General features: G+C 74.9%; 16 protein-coding genes and 1 pseudogene. 10 read left to right on the top strand and 7 right to left on the bottom strand.

Annotated features, from left to right (window positions below; translation table 11 throughout):
• Nucleotides 1–145 precede the first annotated feature (145 nt).
• Both ACZ5FU_RS20565 and ACZ5FU_RS20560 read left to right on the top strand, forming a co-directional pair.
• Nucleotides 146–766: pseudogene (locus ACZ5FU_RS20565) on the top strand (TetR/AcrR family transcriptional regulator); the annotation flags it as partial.
• A gap of 179 nt (nt 767–945) precedes the next feature.
• A complete protein-coding gene (locus ACZ5FU_RS20560; protein ID WP_451530701.1) occupies nt 946–2,619 on the top strand; it encodes an FAD-binding dehydrogenase in 1,674 nt (557 codons plus the stop codon).
• A gap of 244 nt (nt 2,620–2,863) precedes the next feature.
• Here the strand turns inward: ACZ5FU_RS20560 and ACZ5FU_RS20555 are convergent, their stop codons facing one another.
• Entirely contained in the window at nt 2,864–3,211 is a 348-nt protein-coding gene (locus ACZ5FU_RS20555) for a DUF488 domain-containing protein (RefSeq protein WP_468646900.1), read from the bottom strand.
• Between the two features lie 154 nt (nt 3,212–3,365).
• Between ACZ5FU_RS20555 and ACZ5FU_RS20550 the strand changes: the two genes are divergently transcribed.
• Nucleotides 3,366–4,763: a M1 family metallopeptidase gene (locus ACZ5FU_RS20550; RefSeq protein WP_451778250.1), complete on the top strand. Its 1,398-nt coding sequence runs from the start codon at nt 3,366–3,368 to the stop codon at nt 4,761–4,763.
• Nucleotides 4,764–5,364: 601 nt separating this feature from the next.
• Here the strand turns inward: ACZ5FU_RS20550 and ACZ5FU_RS20545 are convergent.
• Together ACZ5FU_RS20545 and ACZ5FU_RS20540 are read right to left on the bottom strand one after the other, a co-directional pair.
• Nucleotides 5,365–5,613, bottom strand: a complete 249-nt coding sequence (locus tag ACZ5FU_RS20545) for a WhiB family transcriptional regulator (protein WP_451778252.1) — start codon at nt 5,611–5,613, stop codon at nt 5,365–5,367.
• A 130-nt stretch (nt 5,614–5,743) separates the two neighbouring features.
• Nucleotides 5,744–6,643, bottom strand: a complete 900-nt coding sequence (locus ACZ5FU_RS20540; RefSeq protein ID WP_468836483.1) for a LysR family transcriptional regulator ArgP — start codon at nt 6,641–6,643, stop codon at nt 5,744–5,746.
• A 69-nt stretch (nt 6,644–6,712) separates the two neighbouring features.
• On the opposite strand from ACZ5FU_RS20540, the gene ACZ5FU_RS20535 reads away from it, so the two are divergent.
• Together ACZ5FU_RS20535 and ACZ5FU_RS20530 are read left to right on the top strand one after the other, a co-directional pair.
• Nucleotides 6,713–7,327 (top strand): LysE/ArgO family amino acid transporter, encoded by a 615-nt coding sequence (locus ACZ5FU_RS20535; protein ID WP_468836485.1) that lies wholly within the window; start codon nt 6,713–6,715, stop codon nt 7,325–7,327.
• A 215-nt stretch (nt 7,328–7,542) separates the two neighbouring features.
• Nucleotides 7,543–8,895 carry an MFS transporter gene (locus ACZ5FU_RS20530; protein ID WP_468646769.1) on the top strand — a complete coding sequence of 451 codons (1,353 nt, stop codon included), beginning with the start codon at nt 7,543–7,545 and terminating at the stop codon, nt 8,893–8,895.
• Nucleotides 8,896–8,926: 31 nt separating this feature from the next.
• Here the strand turns inward: ACZ5FU_RS20530 and ACZ5FU_RS20525 are convergent, their stop codons facing one another.
• The 3 genes from ACZ5FU_RS20525 to ACZ5FU_RS20515 all read right to left on the bottom strand — a co-directional run bounded on the left by ACZ5FU_RS20525 (nt 8,927) and on the right by ACZ5FU_RS20515 (nt 11,564).
• Nucleotides 8,927–9,382, bottom strand: a complete 456-nt coding sequence (locus ACZ5FU_RS20525; protein WP_451530794.1) for a cyclic nucleotide-binding domain-containing protein — start codon at nt 9,380–9,382, stop codon at nt 8,927–8,929.
• Nucleotides 9,383–9,785: 403 nt separating this feature from the next.
• Entirely contained in the window at nt 9,786–11,264 is a 1,479-nt protein-coding gene (locus ACZ5FU_RS20520; protein ID WP_468836490.1) for an aminotransferase class I/II-fold pyridoxal phosphate-dependent enzyme, read from the bottom strand.
• A gap of 78 nt (nt 11,265–11,342) precedes the next feature.
• Entirely contained in the window at nt 11,343–11,564 is a 222-nt protein-coding gene (locus ACZ5FU_RS20515; protein ID WP_451530796.1) for a hypothetical protein, read from the bottom strand.
• Between the two features lie 381 nt (nt 11,565–11,945).
• On the opposite strand from ACZ5FU_RS20515, the gene ACZ5FU_RS20510 reads away from it, so the two are divergent.
• From ACZ5FU_RS20510 to ACZ5FU_RS20490, 5 genes are all read left to right on the top strand, one after another.
• On the top strand, nt 11,946–12,356 hold the full coding sequence (locus ACZ5FU_RS20510) for an ATP-binding protein (RefSeq protein WP_451530818.1): 411 nt from the start codon (nt 11,946–11,948) through the stop codon (nt 12,354–12,356).
• 338 nt (nt 12,357–12,694) lie between these two features.
• Complete coding sequence (locus ACZ5FU_RS20505) at nt 12,695–13,534, top strand: SigB/SigF/SigG family RNA polymerase sigma factor (RefSeq protein ID WP_468646764.1); 840 nt, start codon at nt 12,695–12,697, stop codon at nt 13,532–13,534.
• A gap of 76 nt (nt 13,535–13,610) precedes the next feature.
• Entirely contained in the window at nt 13,611–13,853 is a 243-nt protein-coding gene (locus ACZ5FU_RS20500; protein WP_451530798.1) for a DUF5133 domain-containing protein, read from the top strand.
• A 224-nt stretch (nt 13,854–14,077) separates the two neighbouring features.
• On the top strand, nt 14,078–14,917 hold the full coding sequence (locus tag ACZ5FU_RS20495) for a DUF1206 domain-containing protein (protein ID WP_451530799.1): 840 nt from the start codon (nt 14,078–14,080) through the stop codon (nt 14,915–14,917).
• 28 nt (nt 14,918–14,945) lie between these two features.
• Nucleotides 14,946–15,377, top strand: coding sequence for a hypothetical protein (locus tag ACZ5FU_RS20490; RefSeq protein ID WP_451530800.1), 432 nt, complete (start codon nt 14,946–14,948; stop codon nt 15,375–15,377).
• A 387-nt stretch (nt 15,378–15,764) separates the two neighbouring features.
• Here the strand turns inward: ACZ5FU_RS20490 and ACZ5FU_RS20485 are convergent, their stop codons facing one another.
• Nucleotides 15,765–17,996: an FUSC family protein gene (locus ACZ5FU_RS20485; RefSeq protein ID WP_468836493.1), complete on the bottom strand. Its 2,232-nt coding sequence runs from the start codon at nt 17,994–17,996 to the stop codon at nt 15,765–15,767.
• Nucleotides 17,997–18,030: the final 34 nt, after the last annotated feature.

Here is an 18,030-nt window from a genome sequence, read left to right as displayed (position 1 = left end):
ACGGGGACAGCAAAGCAGATCGCCGGGGGAGCGGGCGTCACCACGGCCGCCGCCACGTTGCCGTTGTCGCTGCCGTTGTGGCTGTCGCGAGTCTTTCGATACACGAGTGCATCGGATACATTCCCGTATCGAACGGAGGTCCGACATGGCGGCGGAACGGACGGCGGGGCGTGTCACCCGGCGCCGGGTGCGCACCCGGGCCAACCTCCTGGACGCCGCCTTCGAGGTGTTCGCCGCCAAGGGCTTCGGGCGGGTCTCCATCGAGGAGGTCTGCGAGGCCGCCGGCTACAGCCGGGGCGCCTTCTACTCCAACTTCGCCAGCCTGGACGAACTCTTCTTCGCCCTCTACCGGCAGCGCGCCGACCTCATCGCCCGGCAGGTCGCCGACGCGCTCGCCGGGGACGGACCCGGCCTCGACGTGCCCGCGTCCGTGGACCGCGTCACCGAGGTGCTGCTCCTCGACCACGACTGGCTGCTGGTGAAGACGGACTTCCTCGTGCACGCCGCCCGCGACCCGGCCGTCGCCCGGACCCTGCTCGACCACCGCGCGACGCTCCGCGGCGCCATCGCCGACCGGCTCGGCCGCGACCGCGGTCCGGGCGCGCCGTCCGCCGTCCTCGGCGACGCCGACGCCGCCGCCCGCGCGGTGGTCGCCGCCTACGACGGGGTCACCACCCAACTGCTGCTCGACAAGGACGTGGACGGCGCCCGCGCCTGGCTCAAGCAGCTCCTCACCGCCCTGCTGACCGAAGGCGGCGCCCGCCCCGGGAACGACCCGGAGCATCACTCCGGGAACGGCCCGGAGCATCACTCCGGGAACGGCCCGGAGCGCCACCCCGGGAACGACCTCGGGCGCCACCCCGAGGAGCACGCCGTGCGTCACCCCGGAGGAGACTCCGGGCGCCACTTCGAGAAGCACCCCGAATGAGAAAGGCAACGGTCGCCATGGACGCGGACGTCATCGTCGTCGGAGCGGGCCTCGCCGGCCTGGTCGCGGCGCACGAACTCACCAGCAGGGGCAGGCGGGTCGCCCTGGTCGACCAGGAGAACGCCGCCAACCTCGGCGGCCAGGCGTTCTGGTCCTTCGGCGGGCTGTTCCTCGTCGACTCGCCCGAGCAGCGCCGCCTCGGCGTCAAGGACTCCTTCGACCTGGCCTGGAGCGACTGGCAGGGCAGCGCGCAGTTCGACCGCACCGACGACGAGGACTCCTGGGCGGTGCGCTGGGCGCGCGCCTACGTCGAGTTCGCCGCCGGGGAGAAGCGGACCTGGCTCGCCGGGCACGGCATCTCCTTCGTGCCGACCGTCGGCTGGGCCGAGCGCGGCGACCTGCGCGCCGACGGGCACGGCAACTCCGTGCCCCGCTTCCACGTCGCGTGGGGGACCGGCACGGGCGTCGTCGAGCCGTTCGCGCGGTACGCCCTGCAGGCCGCCCGGGACGGGCTGCTCACCTTCCACCACCGTCACCGCGTCGACGAGCTGGTCGTCGAGGGCGGCGCGGCGCGGGGCGTGCGCGGCACGGTCCTCGCGCCCGACGACTCGCCGCGCGGTGTCCCCTCCAGCCGCGAGCGCGTCGGCGACTTCGAGCTGACCGCCCAGGCCGTCGTCGTCACCAGCGGCGGCATCGGCGCCAACCACGACATGGTCCGCCGCCACTGGCCCGAACGCCTCGGCACCCCGCCCGCCGAGATGGTCACCGGTGTCCCCGCCTACGTCGACGGCCGCATGCTCGACATCAGCGCCGAGGCCGGTGTCCGGCTCGTCAACCGCGACCGCATGTGGCACTACACGGAGGGCGTCCGCAACTGGGACCCCGTCTGGCCAGGCCACGGCATCCGCATCCTGCCCGGCCCGTCCTCGATGTGGTTCGACGCCCTCGGCCGCCGCCTGCCCGACCCCTGCCTGCCGGGCTACGACACCCTCGGCACCCTCCGGCACCTGCGCACCGCCGAGGACATCGCCGGGTACGACCACTCCTGGTTCGTCCTCACCCGGAAGATCGTCGAGAAGGAGTTCGCGCTGTCGGGCTCCGAGCAGAACCCCGACATCACCGCCAGGGACCGCAAGGCCGTCCTGCGCGACCGCATCCTCGGCAAGGGCGCGCCGGCCCCCGTGCAGGCCTTCCTCGACCGCGGCGCGGACTTCGTCGTCGCCGACACCCTGGACCGGCTGGTGGAGAAGATGAACGGCCTGACGGACGAGGCGCTGCTCGACGCCGACGGCCTGCGCCGCCAGATCCGCGCCCGCGACCTCCAGCTGGCCAACCCGTACGCCAAGGACTCCCAGGTGCAGGGCATCCGCAACGCCCGCCGCTACATCGGTGACCGCCTCGGCCGCGTCGCGACCCCGCACCGCATCCTGGACCCCGCGGCCGGTCCCCTCGTCGCCGTCAAGCTGCACGTCCTCACCCGCAAGACCCTCGGCGGCATCCAGACCGACCTGGACTCGCGCGCCCTCGGCGCCGACGGCAGCCCGGTCGAGGGCCTGTACGCGGCGGGTGAGGTCGCCGGGTTCGGCGGCGGCGGCGTCCACGGCTACAACGCCCTGGAGGGCACCTTCCTCGGAGGCTGCCTCTTCTCCGGCCGCGCGGCGGGACGGGCGGCGGCCCGGCAGACGGGCTGAGACCGGGACCGGGCTCGCCCCGGCGGCGGGCCGCCCTCCCGATCCGGACCGGCCACCGTGCCGGTCCGGATCGGGCCGCCTTCCCGCCCCGGACGGGCCGCCTTCCCGCCCCGGACCGGGCACCGTACCGAACCGGTACGGTGCCGGGACCGGCCGTCGTGCCGAACCCGCCGTGGACCGGGCGTCGTGCCGAACCCGCCGTGGACCGGGCGGCGAGTCTCGCCGGCCGGCGGCCGGAGCGTCCTCAGCCGAGGAGACGGGCCAGGACCGCCGCGTGGCCGTGCTCAGGATCCTTCACCGCGGTGAGCAGGGTCACCGGCCCCGAGGCCACCCACTCCCTCATGTCCCGCAGAGGTTCCTCGGCCTGGGGGCCGGTCAGCTCGGCCTCGTAACGCCGCGCGAACTCCTCGGGGGAGCCCTCGCCCGCGTGGTACCAGCGGCGCAGCTCGTCCGACGGGGCCAGCGCCCTGGGCCACGCGTCGACCCGCGCCGCGTCCTTCGCCAGACCGCGCGGCCACAGCCGGTCGACGAGGACGCGGACCCCGTCCTCGGGCTCGGGCGGGTCGTACACGCGGCGCACGCGGACACTCATGGGCGGCCTCTCCACGGGACGGGCGGTGGTGCCGAGGGTAAGCACGGACCGGCCGCCCGCGCCGCGCGGCTTGACCTGAACGAGGGCGAATCCGCAGGGGCCGGTGCCTAGTCTGATCACGTCTGACCACCCGTCACCCCCTTCAGGAGCGCATGTGACACACCCCCGCAGACGCCCCGCCCTCCTCGCGGCCGTACCCGTGGCCGTGGCGGCGCTGCTCACCGCTGCCGACCCCGCGCTCGCGGCCGGCCCGGTGGGCGCGCCCGGTGTCGGCGACCCCTACTTCCCGCTAGCCGGGAACGGCGGCTACCACGTCGACCACTACGACCTGACCCTGCGGTACGACCCGGCCGGCCGGCACCTCGACGGCAAGGCGGTCCTCACCGCCCGCGCCGCCCGCCCGCTGAGCCGCTTCGACCTCGACCTGAACGGCCTGAAGGTCACCGCCCTGACCGTCGACCACGTCAAGGCAGGTCACCGGCGCGACGGCCAGGAACTCGTCGTCACCCCGCGCCGCGCCCTGCGCAAGGGCGCGCGGTTCCAGGTGACCGTCACCTACTCCGGCACCCCCGGCCCGGTCACCGACCCCGACGGTTCCCCCGACGGCTGGATCCCCACCGACGACGGCGCCTTCGTCGCGGGCGAGCCGCAGGGCGCCATGACCTGGTTCCCCGCGAACAACCACCCCACCGACAAGTCCTCCTACGACTTCACCATCACCGTCCCCGAGGGCCGTACGGCCGTCGCCAACGGCGTCCTCCTCGGCCGGCGGACCGCGCACGGGAGGACCACCTACCGCTGGCGGCAGGCCGAGCCCATGGCCGCCTACCTCGCGACGGCGACCGTCGGCGCCTTCCGGGTGCGGCAGTACACCACCCGCGACGGCATCGAGGTCTACGACGCCGTCGACCCCCGCGAGGCGGCCGCCGCCGGGCCCGTGCTGGCGAAGCTGCCCTCCGTGCTCGCCTGGGGGAGCGGCCTGTTCGGCCCCTACCCGTACCGCGCGGCCGGGTCGATCGTGGACCACGCCCCGGACGTCGGCTACGCCCTGGAGACCCAGACCCGGCCCGTCTACGACGGCGCGCCCGACCTGGGCACCCTCGTCCACGAGACCGCCCACCAGTGGTTCGGCGACTCCGTCTCCCTCACGTCCTGGAAGGACATCTGGCTCAACGAGGGCTTCGCCACCTACGCCGAGTGGCTCTACGATGAACAGCACGGCGGCGCGCGCGCCCAGGCCGCCTTCGACGCGCTGTACGCGCGCCCGGCCGGCGACCGCCTGTGGGCGTTCCCGCCCGGCGACCCCGGCAGCGGCGCGAACATCTTCGGCACGCCCGTCTACGCCCGCGGCGCCATGACCCTGCACGCGCTGCGCACCGAGATCGGGGACCGCGCCTTCTTCCGCGTCCTGCGCGCCTGGGCGTCCGGGCACCGCGACGGCAACGCCACCACCGCCCAGTTCGAGCGCCTGGCGGAGAAGGTGTCCGGCAAGGACCTCGGAAACCTGTTCAGGACCTGGCTGTACGCTCGGGGAAAGCCCGACCTGGCCTGAGGACCTGACCGGTTCCCCACACCTCTCGGCCAAGGCCGAGCCATGATCACGCACCGTGCCCGTGCCGCGCTGCTTCCCGCGTCCCTCCTGCCGGCCGGACGCGGGGGCGGTACGGCCGCCGGCCCCGCGACCCCCGGGCGGCTCCGGGCAGGTCCGGGTCCGGGGCCGCCGCCCGGACGCTCCCGCGGCGGCTGCCGGGCCTCGGCCCGAGGACGCGCGCCGCCGTGCCGGCCACCGCGCGCCAGGCCGTCGTGGTCACCGGACGCGGTCCCGACTCCCCGCTCTCCGAAGTCGTCCCGCACCGCCGCACCGACAGTCGTCCCGCACCGCCGGCAGCGGCCTCGGCCTGTCGATCCTCCGTCATCCGGCCACCGCCCAGGGCGGCACGGCACGGGCGGCGAGCACACCGGGCGCGGGGAGCGTGTTCACCCTGCGGCTGTCCGCTGCCCGCTGCCACGGCCCCGAGCGGCGACTGAGCCCGCCGGGGCCCGCGGGTCGCGCGCTTCCGGCCACGCGTCGGTCGGGCCGCGGGCCGCATCGGCCCACGGCCCGACCGACGCGCGGGGCGGGCCGGTGAGCACCGGTCCGCCCCGCGCGGAGGTCACGAACTGCGGCGTGCCTTGATGCGCCGCTTGAGGGCGCGCCGTTCGGTCTCGCTCGTGCCGCCCCAGACGCCGAGGCCCTGGTCGGTCTCCAGCGCCCATTCCAGGCACTGGTCCCGCACCGAGCAGCCCCGGCAGACCGTCTTCGCCTGCTCGGTCTGCAGCAGGGCCGGCCCCGAGGTGCCGATCGGGAAGAAGAGTTCCGGGTCCTCATGGCGGCACGCGGCGCTCTGTCGCCAGTCGTCCATCGAAGTCACCTGCGATCGAAGTCGTGTGCGGTTTCCGGTATTTGCTCCTGTTCGTGTCACCGCCAGGGCGGAAGTGAAACCGCGCCGCACGGACCGACGGCCAGGACCGACGCCCGGCCGGGCCGCCCGCTCAGCTCCGCAGGGTCCGCGCCGCCGTCGCCGCGACGGCGGCGGCCACGGCGGCCAGGGCGGGGGAGTCGAGCTTCCACTGCTGCCAGAACAAGGGGACGTCGAGGGGACGGTCCGGGGCGAGGGAGACCAGACGCCCCGCCGTCAGCAGCTCCCGGGCCTGCGCCTCGGGCACCATGCCCCAGCCGAGCCCGGCCGCCACCGCGTCGAGGAAGCCCTCCGAGGTCGGTACGGCGTGCCGCAGCCGGCTCGCGCCGTCGGGCCCGCGCCGCAGCCGCCGTACGAACGCGTCCTGGAGGTCGTCGCGGCGGTCGAAGGTGACCACGGGAGCCCGCGCGAGCCCCTCGCCCAGCGGCACGCCGTCGAGGAACGCGGCGGCGAAGCCGGGGCTCGCCGCCGCGAAGTAGCGCATCGAGCCCAGAGCCCTGACCGAGCAGCCCGTGACGGCGTCCGGCAGGGAGGTCACCGCGGCCATCACCAGGCCCTCCCGCAGCAGCTCCGCCGTCCGCGTCTCGTCCTCGCGGTGCAGTTCGAAGCAGAACGGCGGCTCGCGCGGCACGCGGGTCAGGGCGGGCAGGAACCAGGTGGCGAGCGAGTCCGCGTTGACCGCCACCGTCACGCGTGTCGGCTCCCCGGCGCCGTTCATGCCCAGTTCGGACCGCGTGTCGCGCTCCAGCCGGGCCAGCTGCCGGGCGAACCGCACGACGATCTCCCCGGACTCCGTCGGCCGTACCGGCTTGGTGCGCAGCAGCAGGACCCGGCCGGTGCGCTGCTCCAGTGCCTTCACCCGCTGACTGACCGCCGACGGCGTCACGTGCAGGGCGGCGGCCGCGGCGTCGAAGGTGCCCTCGTCGACCACGGCGAGCAGGGTGCGCACCTGGTCGAGGGGGAGATCCGTCATCACGATCGCTAATGTTACGTAAGAATCTTTAGCTGGTACCGCGGTGATTCGCTCCCTAGCGTGGACGCCATGCACACCTCCCTCGCCGCCGCGGCGGCAGGCTTCGGCACCGGTCTCTCCCTCATCGTCGCCATCGGCGCGCAGAACGCCTTCGTCCTGCGCCAGGGCATACGCCGGGACGCCGTCCTCCCCGTCGTCGCCATCTGCGCGCTGTCCGACGCCGTCCTCATCACCCTCGGGGTGGCCGGGGTGGGCGCGCTGGTGGTGGCCTGGCCCGGCGCCCTCACCGCCGTCGCCTGGCTCGGCGGCGCCTTCCTGCTCTGCTACGGCGTCCTCGCCGCCCGCCGGGTGCTCAGGCCGGGCGGCGCCCTGGAGACGGAGGGCGAGGCCACCGGCTCCCGGCGGCGGGCGGTGCTCACCTGCCTCGCGATGACCTGGCTCAACCCGCACGTCTACCTCGACACGGTCTTCCTGCTCGGCACCGTCGCCGCCGACCGCGGCCCGCTGCGCTGGACCTTCGGCCTGGGGGCGGCGGTGGCCAGCCTGTGCTGGTTCGCCGCGCTGGGCTTCGGGGCGCGGCTGTTCGGCCGTTTCCTGGCCCGGCCCGGCGCCTGGCGCGTCCTGGACGGACTGGTCGCCGCCACGATGATCACCCTCGGCGCCACCCTGATCGCGGGCGCCTGAGCACGGGCGTCCGCGGGCCCGCGGCGCCACAGCCGGAACTGCGATAGTGACCCCTGGCCAGAAAGATGTAACGAGCAACCAGGGACTCCGTGGACACGAGCGAGAGCAACGAAGCGCCCGAGACGAGAACCGAGGAGAGGACCGGGGCGGCGTCCCGGACCGCCGCCGCGCCGGGCCGCCCGCCGGACCCGGCCCCGGACCCGCGGGACCCGGCCCTGGACCCGCGGGACACGGCCCCGGATCCGCGGGACACGGCCCCGGATCCGCGGGACACGGCCCCGGATCCGCGGGACCCGGCCCGGCGCGGCTGGCGCCGCTGGGCGATGGACACCCGCCCGCTGCGCCGGCCCGCCTACCGCCGGCTGTGGTCCTCGACCGTCGTCACCGCCGTCGGCAGCCAGCTCACCGCCGTCGCCGTGCCCAAGCAGATCTACGACATCACCGGCTCCTCCGCCTGGGTCGGCTACGCCAGTGTCGCCGGGCTGCTGCCCCTGGTGGTGTTCGCGCTGTGGGGCGGCGCGGTGGCCGACAGCATGGACCGGCGCAAGCTCCTGCTGATCACCAACACCGGCATCGCCGTGACCTCCGTGCTGTTCTGGCTCCAGGCGGCCGCCGGACTCGGCTCGGTCGCGGTGCTGATGGTGCTGCTCGCCACCCAGCAGGCGTTCTTCGGCCTCAACGCGCCGGCCCGCACCGCCTCCATCGCCCGGCTCGTCCCGGCCGGCGAACTGGCCGCCGCGAACGCCCTCGGTTCGACCGTGATGCAGACCGGCCTGGTCGCCGGCCCCCTCCTGGCGGGCGCCCTGATACCCGTCATCGGGCTGCCCGAGCTGTACCTGCTCGACGCGCTCGCCCTGTGCGTGACGCTGTGGGCCGTGGCCCGGCTGCCCGCGCTGCCGCCGCTCGGCGGCCCGGCCGTCCGGCGCGCGGGACTGCGCGAGATCCTGGAGGGGTTCCGTTACATCGCACGGCACAAGGTGCTGCTGCTGTCCTTCCTCGCCGACGTCGTCGCGATGGTCCTCGGCATGCCCCGCGCCCTCTTCCCCCAGCTCGCCGCCGAGACCTACGCGCCCTACGGCGAGGGCCTCGCGCTCGGCCTGCTCTTCGCGGCCGTGCCCCTGGGCGCGGTGCTGGGCGGGTTGTTCTCCGGCACCTTCTCGCGGGCCCGCCGGCACGGCTGGATGGTCATCGGCGCGGTCGTCGCCTGGGGTGCGGCGGTCGCCGGCTCCGGGCTGAGCGGCAGCCTGTGGCTCGCGGTGGTGTTCCTGGCCGCGGCGGGCGTCGCCGACATGGTCTCCATGGTCTTCCGGGGCGCCATCCTGCTGTCCGCCGCCACCGACGAGATGCGCGGCCGCATGCAGGGAGTCTTCACGGTCGTCGTCGCGGGCGGTCCGCGCCTGGCGGACGTCCTCCACGGCACGGCGGGCGCGGCCTTCGGCCCGCGCGCGGCCATGACGGGCGGCGGCCTGCTGGTCGTCGTCGTGATGCTGGGCCTGGCCTGTGCGGCACCGGCCCTGCGACGTCACCGCGTCCCGCCGGACCCGGCCGGGACGGATCAGCCGGGGTGAACGGGCCGGGGGGTGAACGGACCGGGCCGGGTCAGATGACCCGGCGGTGGTGCATGCCGTACTGCTCCATCAGTCTGCTCCGGGTGGTCTCCAGGCGGTGGGCGAGGATCTCGGCCACGATGCGGACCAGGGAGAGGCCGAGCGCGGGGTCCTCCTCGCAGAGCTTGAGCACCGCACGGGCCTCGAACTCGTAGGCGCGGACCGGGCTGAACGCCTCCGCGCCGAAGTCCCACCGGTACGGCGGGAACAGCCAGGACCAGCCGAGCAGGTCGCCGGCGCCGAGAGTGGCGACGGTGACCCGCTGCACGGACGTCACCTGCTGGTCCAGGGAGACCGCGCCGGAGCGGATCACCCAGAAGCGGTCGGCCGTGCCGCCCGCCTCGAAGATCCTGGTGTCCTCCGGGAAGGCCACCTCGCGGGCGAGGTCCGTCAGGCGCCGGCGCTGCGGCGGGGGAAGGGCGGTCAGCAGTTTCGTCGCTCTGGTCATGGCACGGGGCTCCTCGCCGGCGATGGGTTCCGGGACGTTCCCTGAGGCCTCGAGGCCCTAAGCCCATTTCAGCCGCTGCCGCCGCCCGGGGCACCTCGGCGGCGGAAGGTTTCGCGAAAGGGCATGCGAAAGCCCTGGCTGGACGGGGGAAGCCAGCCAGGGCCCTCGCATGCGGTATGCGGAGGAGAAGAACTCGACTCCGCGACCACTGGGTGAACCGTAAACCATTCTGGAGCTTTTCGCGCACTCACAACCCGGTCGCGTGACCTGTTTCACTTCCCCCTCTCCCGTCCCCGTCCGTTTTCGCCGCCCCGCCGGCTCTGCTTCCCCCGCCGGCCCGCCCTGCTTCCCCCGCCCACCGGCCCTGCTTCCCCCGCCCGCCCGTCCACCGGCCCCGCTCCGCTCACTCCGCGTCCCGCGCGACCACCCTGACGGTGTCGAGCCTCCGGTCCGTCGGGTCGGGCAGGTTCATGCCCGCCTCCAGCCCCGAGCGCAGGTAGCGCAGCACCGGCTCGGTGAGCCGCTCGCCGGGCAGGACGGCGGGGATGCCCGGCGGATACGGCGTGATCATCTCCGCCGCGATCCGGCCGGCCGCCTTCGACAGGGGCACGTGCTCGGCCGGACCGAAGAACGCGTCCCGCGGCAACAGCGCCTGTGCCAGACGGAGTTCTGCGGGGGGCGGTACCTCCGTGCGGGGTGACGGCCGCAGGTCCGGCGCGGCGCGCGCGAGGTCCTCGAGGGCTGCGAGCAGTTCCCCGGTCGTCGTCCGGTCGTCGCCGTGGGTGATCTGGGTGCCGATCCGCCGGTGGTCGGTCAGGTGGACGTCGACCGAGCGGTGTTCGTGCAGCCAGTCCGCCGCCCGGAAGCCCGAGACGCCCAGCCCCTCCAGGTCGATGACGACGGGCAGCGGATCGAAGTCGGCGGCCAGGTCCGGACCGCAGTAGTCCGCCCGGCCGTCGACGTGCATGCCGTCGATCTGCTCGACGGCCGCCCGTACCTCGGCCGCCAGCTCCAGGGCCCCGCCCATCAACTCCTCGCCGTGCAGGCACATCTGCCGCCGCCAGCCGTCGAGCCCGGCGTACAGCAGCGTCGACGGGCTGGTCGTGCCCAGCAGGTCCGCGCGCGTCTTCAGCAGCTCCGCCGGGACCCGGTCGCCCCGGAGGTGGAAGACCGAGCCCTGCTCCAGACCGCTGCCCATCTTGTGGACGCTGGTGACGCAGACGTCGGCGCCCGCGTCCATCGCCCAGGACGGCAGCTCCGGGTGGAAGGGCAGGTGCGCACCCCACGCCTCGTCCACGACCAGCGGCAGCGAACGGCGGTGACAGACCTCGGCGATCGCCCGCAGGTCCGCGCAGGCGCCGTACGGCGTCGGACTGGTGACCAGGGCGCCCTTCGCGTCGGGGTGGAGCTCGAAGGCCTTCGCGAAGCTCGCCGCGGACGGCGGATGCGCCAGGTGCCGTTCGGCGTCCCACCGCGGCTCCACCCACACCGGTTCGATCCCGGCCAGGATCAGGCCCGACACCACGGACTTGTGCGCGTCCCGCCCGACCAGCAGCTTCTCGTGCGGCCCGGCCACGGACAGCATCGCGGCCTTGACCGACAGGGAGCTCCCGCACGTCGTGAAGAAGGTGTGCTCGGCGTGGACGGCGTCCGCCATCAGCTCCTCGGCGCGTTCCAGGACCCGGCCCCGGGTCAGCCGGTCGTCGAGCCCGCCCGACGCCAGCACGTCGCCGAGGAACACCGCGTCGCCCAGCACCGCCCGCACGTCGGGGTCGGCGCCGCGCGCCTGTTTGTGCCCGGGCGGCGAGAACGCCAGCCGTCCCTGGCGGTGGTACTCGACGAGGGCTTCCAGTACGGGGGCGCGCGTGTGATCGACCGACATGCGGTGCCGGGTTCCCCCGCCGCCGCACGTCAACCGGGCGCCCGTGGAACCCCCGTGCGGACGGGGTCGGACGCGGGGTCAGGCGGTCTCCGCGTGGCGCCCCGGCGTCACGATCTCGTCCAGCACGTCCAGGACCGCCTCGTACGCCAGGCTCCGCAGGTGCGCCTCGCGCGCCGCGTCCGGATCGGTGCGCCCCAGTTCCTCGCTCCGCGACCGCAGGTTCCGCAGTTCCTCCCGCGCACGGCCCCTGGCCCGCTGGATGCGCCGCAGCAGTTCGTCCGAGTCCACGACATCCGTCATGCACTCCGCCTACCCCCGCCGGGCCCGTCGATGACCCCGTTCCCCGGACGGCCGCCCCCGTCCGGGGCCGATGACCCGCGGGATGCGGCCGAATGCCCGGAAAGGCAGGTTTGGGAGGGCTTTCGGGGGCCAGCCGGAGAGAGAGGGCCACGCCCGTCGGGCGGGGAGAGGGTCCACCCGACCAGTCGAGGACGTCAGGAGAGCGAAGGGATGCGCGTCAACGCGAACCACCGGAGCAACCGAACCGGCGAGACCGACCAGATGACCACCGACACCGATACCGACACCGAAACCGCCCCGACCGGCCGGCCGGACCTTCCGGATCTCCCTGATCTCCCGGACCGGCCCGAGCGCACCGACGGCGCGTACGGCGGCCACGCGCTGCCACCGGTGCACTGTCACGGGGACGGTCCCTGCCGGCCGTCCGACGTCCGCAGCGCCATACGGCGCGCACTCGACGGACGGGGCGGGGCGACCGGCGCCCCCCACGACTACGACGAGGAGGCCCTCTCCGACGCGCTGCTCGTCGCCTCGGAACTCACCTCCAACGCCATCCTCCACGGGGGCGGCATCACCGACTTCGACGTGGACATCGAAGGGTGGGTCGTGCGGGTCTCCGTGAGCGACCGCAGCGACCGGCTGCCCGTCGCCACCGACCCGCTCGACGACCGGGGCCGGCGCCGGCTCGGCGGCCGGGGCTGGCCGATCGTCTGCCGGCTGGCCTGCGACGTCCGGGTGTCCGGCCTCCCCGCCGGCGGCAAGCGCATCACCGCCGTCGTCCCCGTGACCTGACCCGCCGTCGTCGCGCGACCCGACCTGTCGTCGCGTGCCCCGGCCTGCCGCCGGCCCGTCTCCCGACCCGCCGCCGGCCCCTCCCGCGGACGCGGGCCCCGACCGTCGTCGGGGCCCGCGTCCCGGCCGTCCGGGCCGGTCGCGCCGGCCGCCCGGACGGGTTTCCCACCACCGGAGTTTGTTCCTCCGGACCCCGGGCAGACGGAGGTTCGTGCTTCGGACCGGAGGCGCGCCCACAGGAGCGGTACGACCGCTCCGGGGCGTCCCTGGCGCCCCGGACGGCAGCGGACCCCTCCGTGGTCATCCCCCCTGACTCCACCGTTCAGGAGCGATTCCGCATGCTCATCGACATGGCGACAAGCCGTCCCGCCGCATCAGCCCCGAACTCCACCGCCCACTCCCGTCGGAGCCACGACGACGCTCCCGACACCACCGCCCTCTTCGTCCGGCTGACCACGATGGAGGAGGGTCCCGAGCGGGACGCCGTCCGCGACCGGATCGTCACCGCCTGGCTGCCCATGGCCCACCGGATCGCCGGCCGCTTCCGCGACCGCGGCGAGTCCGTCGAGGACCTCCGGCAGGTGGCCGCACTCGGCCTGGTGAAGGCCGTCGACCGCTTCGACCCGGAACGCGGGGCCTTCGAGAGCTACGCCGTCCCCACCATCACCGGGGAGATCAAGCGGCACTTCCGGGACCGGATGTGGGCCCTGCGGGTCCCCCGCCGGGTGCAGGAGCTGCGCAACAAGGTGCGCGTCGCCCGTCGCGAACTGGCCCAGACGCCCGGCGCCCCCGAGCCCTCGACCGCCGACCTCGCCGCCCACACCGGCCTCACCGAGGAGGAGGTCGCCGCGGGCCTCGAAGCCCTGGAGAGCTTCAGCACCCTGTCGCTGGACGCCGAGCTCCCCGCCGGGGACGACGGCTACAGCCTCGTGGACACCCTCGGCGGACCCGACACCTCCTACGACATCGTGGTCGACCGCGAGTCCGCCAAGGAGAGCCTGCGCCGGCTGCCGGAACGCGAACGGGCCATCCTCTACATGCGCTTCTTCGAGGACATGACCCAGAGCCGCATCGCCGACCGGCTCGGCATCTCCCAGATGCACGTCTCGCGGCTCATTAGCCGCAGCTGCGCCCAGGTGCGCCAGGAAGCCCTGGGGCGGCCGGGCGACCGCCGCTGAGCCCGCCCGGGGACCGTACGCCTCCCTTCCCCGTCCCCCCCCGTATCCCATCCGTTCCGGACCAGGAGCAGTCTTGATGCTGATGCCCCACCCCGCCGTCCTGCGCACCCTCGTCGCCGAGTACGAGGCCGCCGCGGCGACCGGATCCGCCGAGGCCGACACGCGGGCGCAGGACCTCGCCTACACCCTGTGCGTCTCCACCGGGACCCGCGAGGTCGCCCGGGCCCTGGAAGTGGCCCGGGGCTGGCTCGTCGCGGCCACCGACACCGACGTCACCGCCGGCCGCAGCACCGACGACGGGCCGCACGTGTACGCCTGACCGGCCGCCACACCGACGCCCCGCCACGGACCTCCCGCGGCGGGGCGTCGGTGTGCCCGCCCGTGCGCACCGCCCGTGCGCACGGCGCCCGAGGGGACGGCGCCCGCGGACGCGGTCCGCGGGCGATCTGTGTGCGGGGCCCGTGCGCGACCCGCGCGAAGGCCCGGGTATGCGGTGCCGAAGCCGGGGCATCCGGGTGTCCGGGACTCTTCCAGGAGGTTGACATGAACGCGAGTGCCCTGGCGCGCAACGGCCGTATGGAGGCCGAACGCGCCGCGCGGGGTTCGGTCACGCGGGGGGCCGCGAGAGCCGGACTGGCCGCACGCGGAGTGATCTACCTGCTCGTCGGGGCGCTGGCCCTCCAGATCGCCTTCGGCGAGAACAAGAACAAGCAGGCCGACCGGCAGGGCGCCCTCGCCGAGATCGCCGGCCGGCCCTTCGGCTCCGTCCTGCTGTGGGCCCTCGGGATCGGGCTGGCCGGCATGGCGCTGTGGCGGCTGTCCGAGGCGGCCTTCGGCGCGGCCGGACCGGACGGCCGCAAGGCGAAGAAGCGCCTGCTGTCGCTGGCCCGCTGCGTCTTCTACTCCTTCGTCGCCTACTCCGTGCTCGCCTTCGCCGCTGGATCGGGCGACGGGGGCGGATCGAGCGACGAGCAGTCGCGCGACGTCACCGCCCGGGTGCTCGAACTCTCCGGAGGCCGGTGGATCGTCGGCGCGGCCGGTGTCGGGATCGTCGTCGCCGGCCTCTGGATCGGCGTCCGTGCCGTGATGCGCAAGTACCACAAGCACCTGCGGCTCGGCGAGATGTCCGCGCGCACACGCCGCCTCGTGGACGTCACCGGGGTGGGCGGCGGCGCGGCGCGCGGCCTGGTCTTCGCGGTGGCCGGCGTCTTCGCCGTCCGGGCCGCCGTCGAGTACCGGCCCGACGAGGCCAAGGGGCTCGACGACACCCTGCGCTCCTTCGCCGACACGCCCGCCGGGCCGTGGCTGCTGGCCTGCGTGGCGGCCGGTCTGGTGCTGTTCGGTCTGTTCTCCTTCGCGATGGCCCGCTGGCGGAAGGTCTGAACATGCCGTCGGCGGGAACCCGGAGGGCATGAACGAATCCGAGTTCCCGCCGGACGGACGGCCCGTGGACATGTACCTCGACCTCCTGCGCGTCCGCATGGACAGCGAGGACTTCGCGATGCTGCTCAAGGTCGTCTCACCCGCCCTGCGCGCCCTGGACGAACAATCCGCCGAGACCGTCGACTTCGCACTCGACCCGCGGGAGACCGAGGAGCTGCCCCAGGAGATCCGGGACGAGGCCGCCCTGGTCATCGCCACGGCCGTCACCGGCCGGCTGGACAACCAGCTCGTCGAGATCCAGGTCGACGGAACCGGCCCGGTCCGCGTGGTCACCGATGCCGAGACCGCCTCCGACCCGGGCCGCCTGGCCGAGATCGCCGGCTGCATCCAGCAGCGCCAGAACGACACCGAAGAACTCCGGGGCATCGCGGCCGCGAGCGGCCTGCCGACGGACTTCTGACCCGCCTCTCCGGCGGCCCCCTCCGGGCGCCCGCCCCGACGCCGACCGGCGCCGGGACGGGCGCCCGCGTCCTGTGCGGGGGAGTGCGGGGGAGAGGGAGCCGCCGCCGCGGCTCGTACGACGTCCGGCCCGGCCGGCCGGTGCGACCGCCCCGCCCGGCCCGGCGGGCACGGGCGACGCGGGGCGGCACGGGCAGGCGGCGGACCGCTCCTCGAGAGCCCGCCGCCGGCCGGCCCCGGGGAGCTCCCCCTGACCGGCCCCGGCCGCCTCGCCCGGGCCACCACCTCCCGCCGGGCCCGTGCCCCGTGCCCCGTGCCCCCGCCCCGCGCCCCTCGTCCGGAGCCGGGGACCGAGCCTCGGCTCCGGACGAGGGGCGCGGGCACGCCCTCACGTCCCCGGTGACGCGACCGGAACCCCCAGCGGCCGGGCCAGGCCCGTCACCGCTTCGTCCAGGCGTTGCAGGTGGCGCAGGACGCGGTCGGTGACGCGGCCGTAGCGGGGGGTGCCGTAGGAGCCCGGGGCGAGGAGGGAGGCCACGCTGGGGCCGGTGCCGACCTCGGCCGTGCTGCGGTCGTCGGCGACGCGTGCGGCGATGGCGTCGATGTTGCCCAGGATGCGCCGGCCGGCGCCGCGCAGCCGGGGGTCCGCCGCGATCGAGGGGTGTGCGGGCAGCAGTTCGGCCGTCGCCGCGAGCGACCGGGCGTGGTAGGCGCAGGTCTCCAGCAGGGCCACGACGTACTGGGCGGTGTCCCGCCGGGCCCGCAGCGGGGTGACCGGATGGGTCAGCGGCTGCGTCGCGGAGCGCAGGTCCGACAGGGCCTGGTCCAGTTCCCGGGCCCGGTCCAGCAGCTCGGTCGGCGCTCCGCCGCTGAGCTGCTCCACGGCGGCCCCGGTGACGTCGGCCAGCCGGTCCAGGACGGTGGTGAGCAGCTCGTCCGTCCGCCGGTCCGTGCGCACGGGCAGCACCAGCGCCGCCGCGACCACCCCGCTGACCACCCCCAGCGCCGTCTCCTCCACGCGCAGGACCAGCACGTCCGGACTGTAAGTGTGCAGCAGCGTGTACAGCACGCCCAGCGCCGCGGTGACGAAGAACGACATCAGGGTGTACGACAGGGGAGCCGTGTAGAACATCGCGAACACGCACAGCAGCACCACCGCGAACGCCGTCCCCGTGTGGTGGCCGACCAGCCCCGCCAGGCCGATGCCCGCGACCACGCCGAGGACGGTGCCGAGCAGCCGCCGGTACCCCTTGACCAGGATCTCCCCGGTGGACGCGGTGTTGATGAAGACGATCCAGCAGGTCAGGACCGCCCAGTACCAGCGGTGGGCGGACAGCAGCTCGCCGCCGACGATGGCCAGCGCCGAGCCGACGGCCACCTGGACGGCCGCGCGGGTGGTGGGCCGCCGCAGCCCCGTGGGCTTCTCCGCGCCCTCCCCGCCGATCGCCGCGTCCTCCGCGTCCAGCTCCTCCCGCGAGCGGGCCGTCTCGGGGCTGTCGTCGGACTCGTCCTGCGGCCCGTCGAGCGCGAGACGCAGCCCCAGCACCGCGCGGGCGCTCTCGCCGACGCCCCGGAAGACGTCCCGCACGGCCGGTGGGGCGGGCGGCAGGTGCTCCTCGTCGCGGTAGCCCAGCAGGCGGTTGCGGACCTGCGCGAGCCCGGTGCCGTCGGTGACGGGACGCCGTACCAGCAGGCCCAGGGCCCGCAGATCGCGGCGGAGCACGTCCGTGGCCTCCTCCTCCGGCATCGGCAGCCGCCCGCTCGCGGGGAGGAGCGCGCCCGGCAGATGCAGGGTCAGCGTGTCCGCGCGCTCGGAGCCGCGCGCCGTCAGCAGGAGCAGCCCGAGCCGCTCGGCGGCGATCTCCGCGTCGGCGATCCGGCGCTGCACCAGCCGGGCCGTCGCCTCGTCGGGCGTGCCCTCCTCCAGCCGGCCCTGGATCATCATCGCCGTCTCGTGCAGCCGGGCGGTGCCCGTGCGCACGCGCGCCAGCGCCTTCTCCACGTCGTCCGGGCCGGCGTCGAGGAGGTCCAGCTGGGCGTCGAGCAACTGCGCGAGCCGCGCCCGGAAGGCGTGCCGCAGCCGCAGCAGGATCCCCGCCGGTGTCTGCGGCACCAGCGCGAACCGGGCCAGCGCGCTGCCCGCGAAGGCGAGGACGAGGACCCCCCACAGTCCCGGCAACAGGGACGGTGCGGCGCCCACGAACAGGGACATGAAGTAGACCTGGAAGCCGATCAGCCCGAGCGCGGTGCCCCGGTCGCCGAACCGGCGTCCGTACACCGCGCAGAAGATGAGCACGACGAAGAAGACGTCCCCGGCCACCACGCGCGCACTCAGCAGCGCCGCCAGGGACACCGAGGCCAGCGCGACCGGCAGCCCCAGGGCCAGGGTCACCGCCTGCGGGCCCCGCTGCTTCTCCCGGACGGCGAACGTGGCGACCATCGACGCGACGGCCCCCGCGACCAGATGCGTCACGTCCGCGTCCAGCAGGGAGAGCACGGCCAGCGTGAGGGCGATCGCGCCGACCGTCCGCAGGCCGGCCGCGAGCCGCAGCAGCCCGGGATCGGATGCCAGCACCCGGTCCCGCACCCCCGCCGCCCACGCCGGTGCCGCCGCCTTCACGCCGCCGTACTCTCCCGCCCGTCTCGACCGGCCC

Source organism: Streptomyces sp. NPDC031554, assembly GCF_055580685.1.
This window is presented reverse-complemented; position numbering and strand designations above follow the sequence as displayed.

Coding starts and splice junctions, on each gene's coding strand:
- ACZ5FU_RS20560 (WP_451530701.1), top strand. CDS start 946: ATGGACGCGGACGTCATCGTCGTCGGAGCGGGCCTCGCCGGCCTGGTC.
- ACZ5FU_RS20555 (WP_468646900.1), bottom strand. CDS start 3,211: ATGAGTGTCCGCGTGCGCCGCGTGTACGACCCGCCCGAGCCCGAGGAC.
- ACZ5FU_RS20545 (WP_451778252.1), bottom strand. CDS start 5,613: ATGGACGACTGGCGACAGAGCGCCGCGTGCCGCCATGAGGACCCGGAA.
- ACZ5FU_RS20540 (WP_468836483.1), bottom strand. CDS start 6,643: ATGACGGATCTCCCCCTCGACCAGGTGCGCACCCTGCTCGCCGTGGTC.
- ACZ5FU_RS20535 (WP_468836485.1), top strand. CDS start 6,713: ATGCACACCTCCCTCGCCGCCGCGGCGGCAGGCTTCGGCACCGGTCTC.
- ACZ5FU_RS20525 (WP_451530794.1), bottom strand. CDS start 9,382: ATGACCAGAGCGACGAAACTGCTGACCGCCCTTCCCCCGCCGCAGCGC.
- ACZ5FU_RS20520 (WP_468836490.1), bottom strand. CDS start 11,264: ATGTCGGTCGATCACACGCGCGCCCCCGTACTGGAAGCCCTCGTCGAG.
- ACZ5FU_RS20515 (WP_451530796.1), bottom strand. CDS start 11,564: ATGACGGATGTCGTGGACTCGGACGAACTGCTGCGGCGCATCCAGCGG.
- ACZ5FU_RS20505 (WP_468646764.1), top strand. CDS start 12,695: ATGCTCATCGACATGGCGACAAGCCGTCCCGCCGCATCAGCCCCGAAC.
- ACZ5FU_RS20500 (WP_451530798.1), top strand. CDS start 13,611: ATGCTGATGCCCCACCCCGCCGTCCTGCGCACCCTCGTCGCCGAGTAC.
- ACZ5FU_RS20495 (WP_451530799.1), top strand. CDS start 14,078: ATGAACGCGAGTGCCCTGGCGCGCAACGGCCGTATGGAGGCCGAACGC.
- ACZ5FU_RS20490 (WP_451530800.1), top strand. CDS start 14,946: ATGAACGAATCCGAGTTCCCGCCGGACGGACGGCCCGTGGACATGTAC.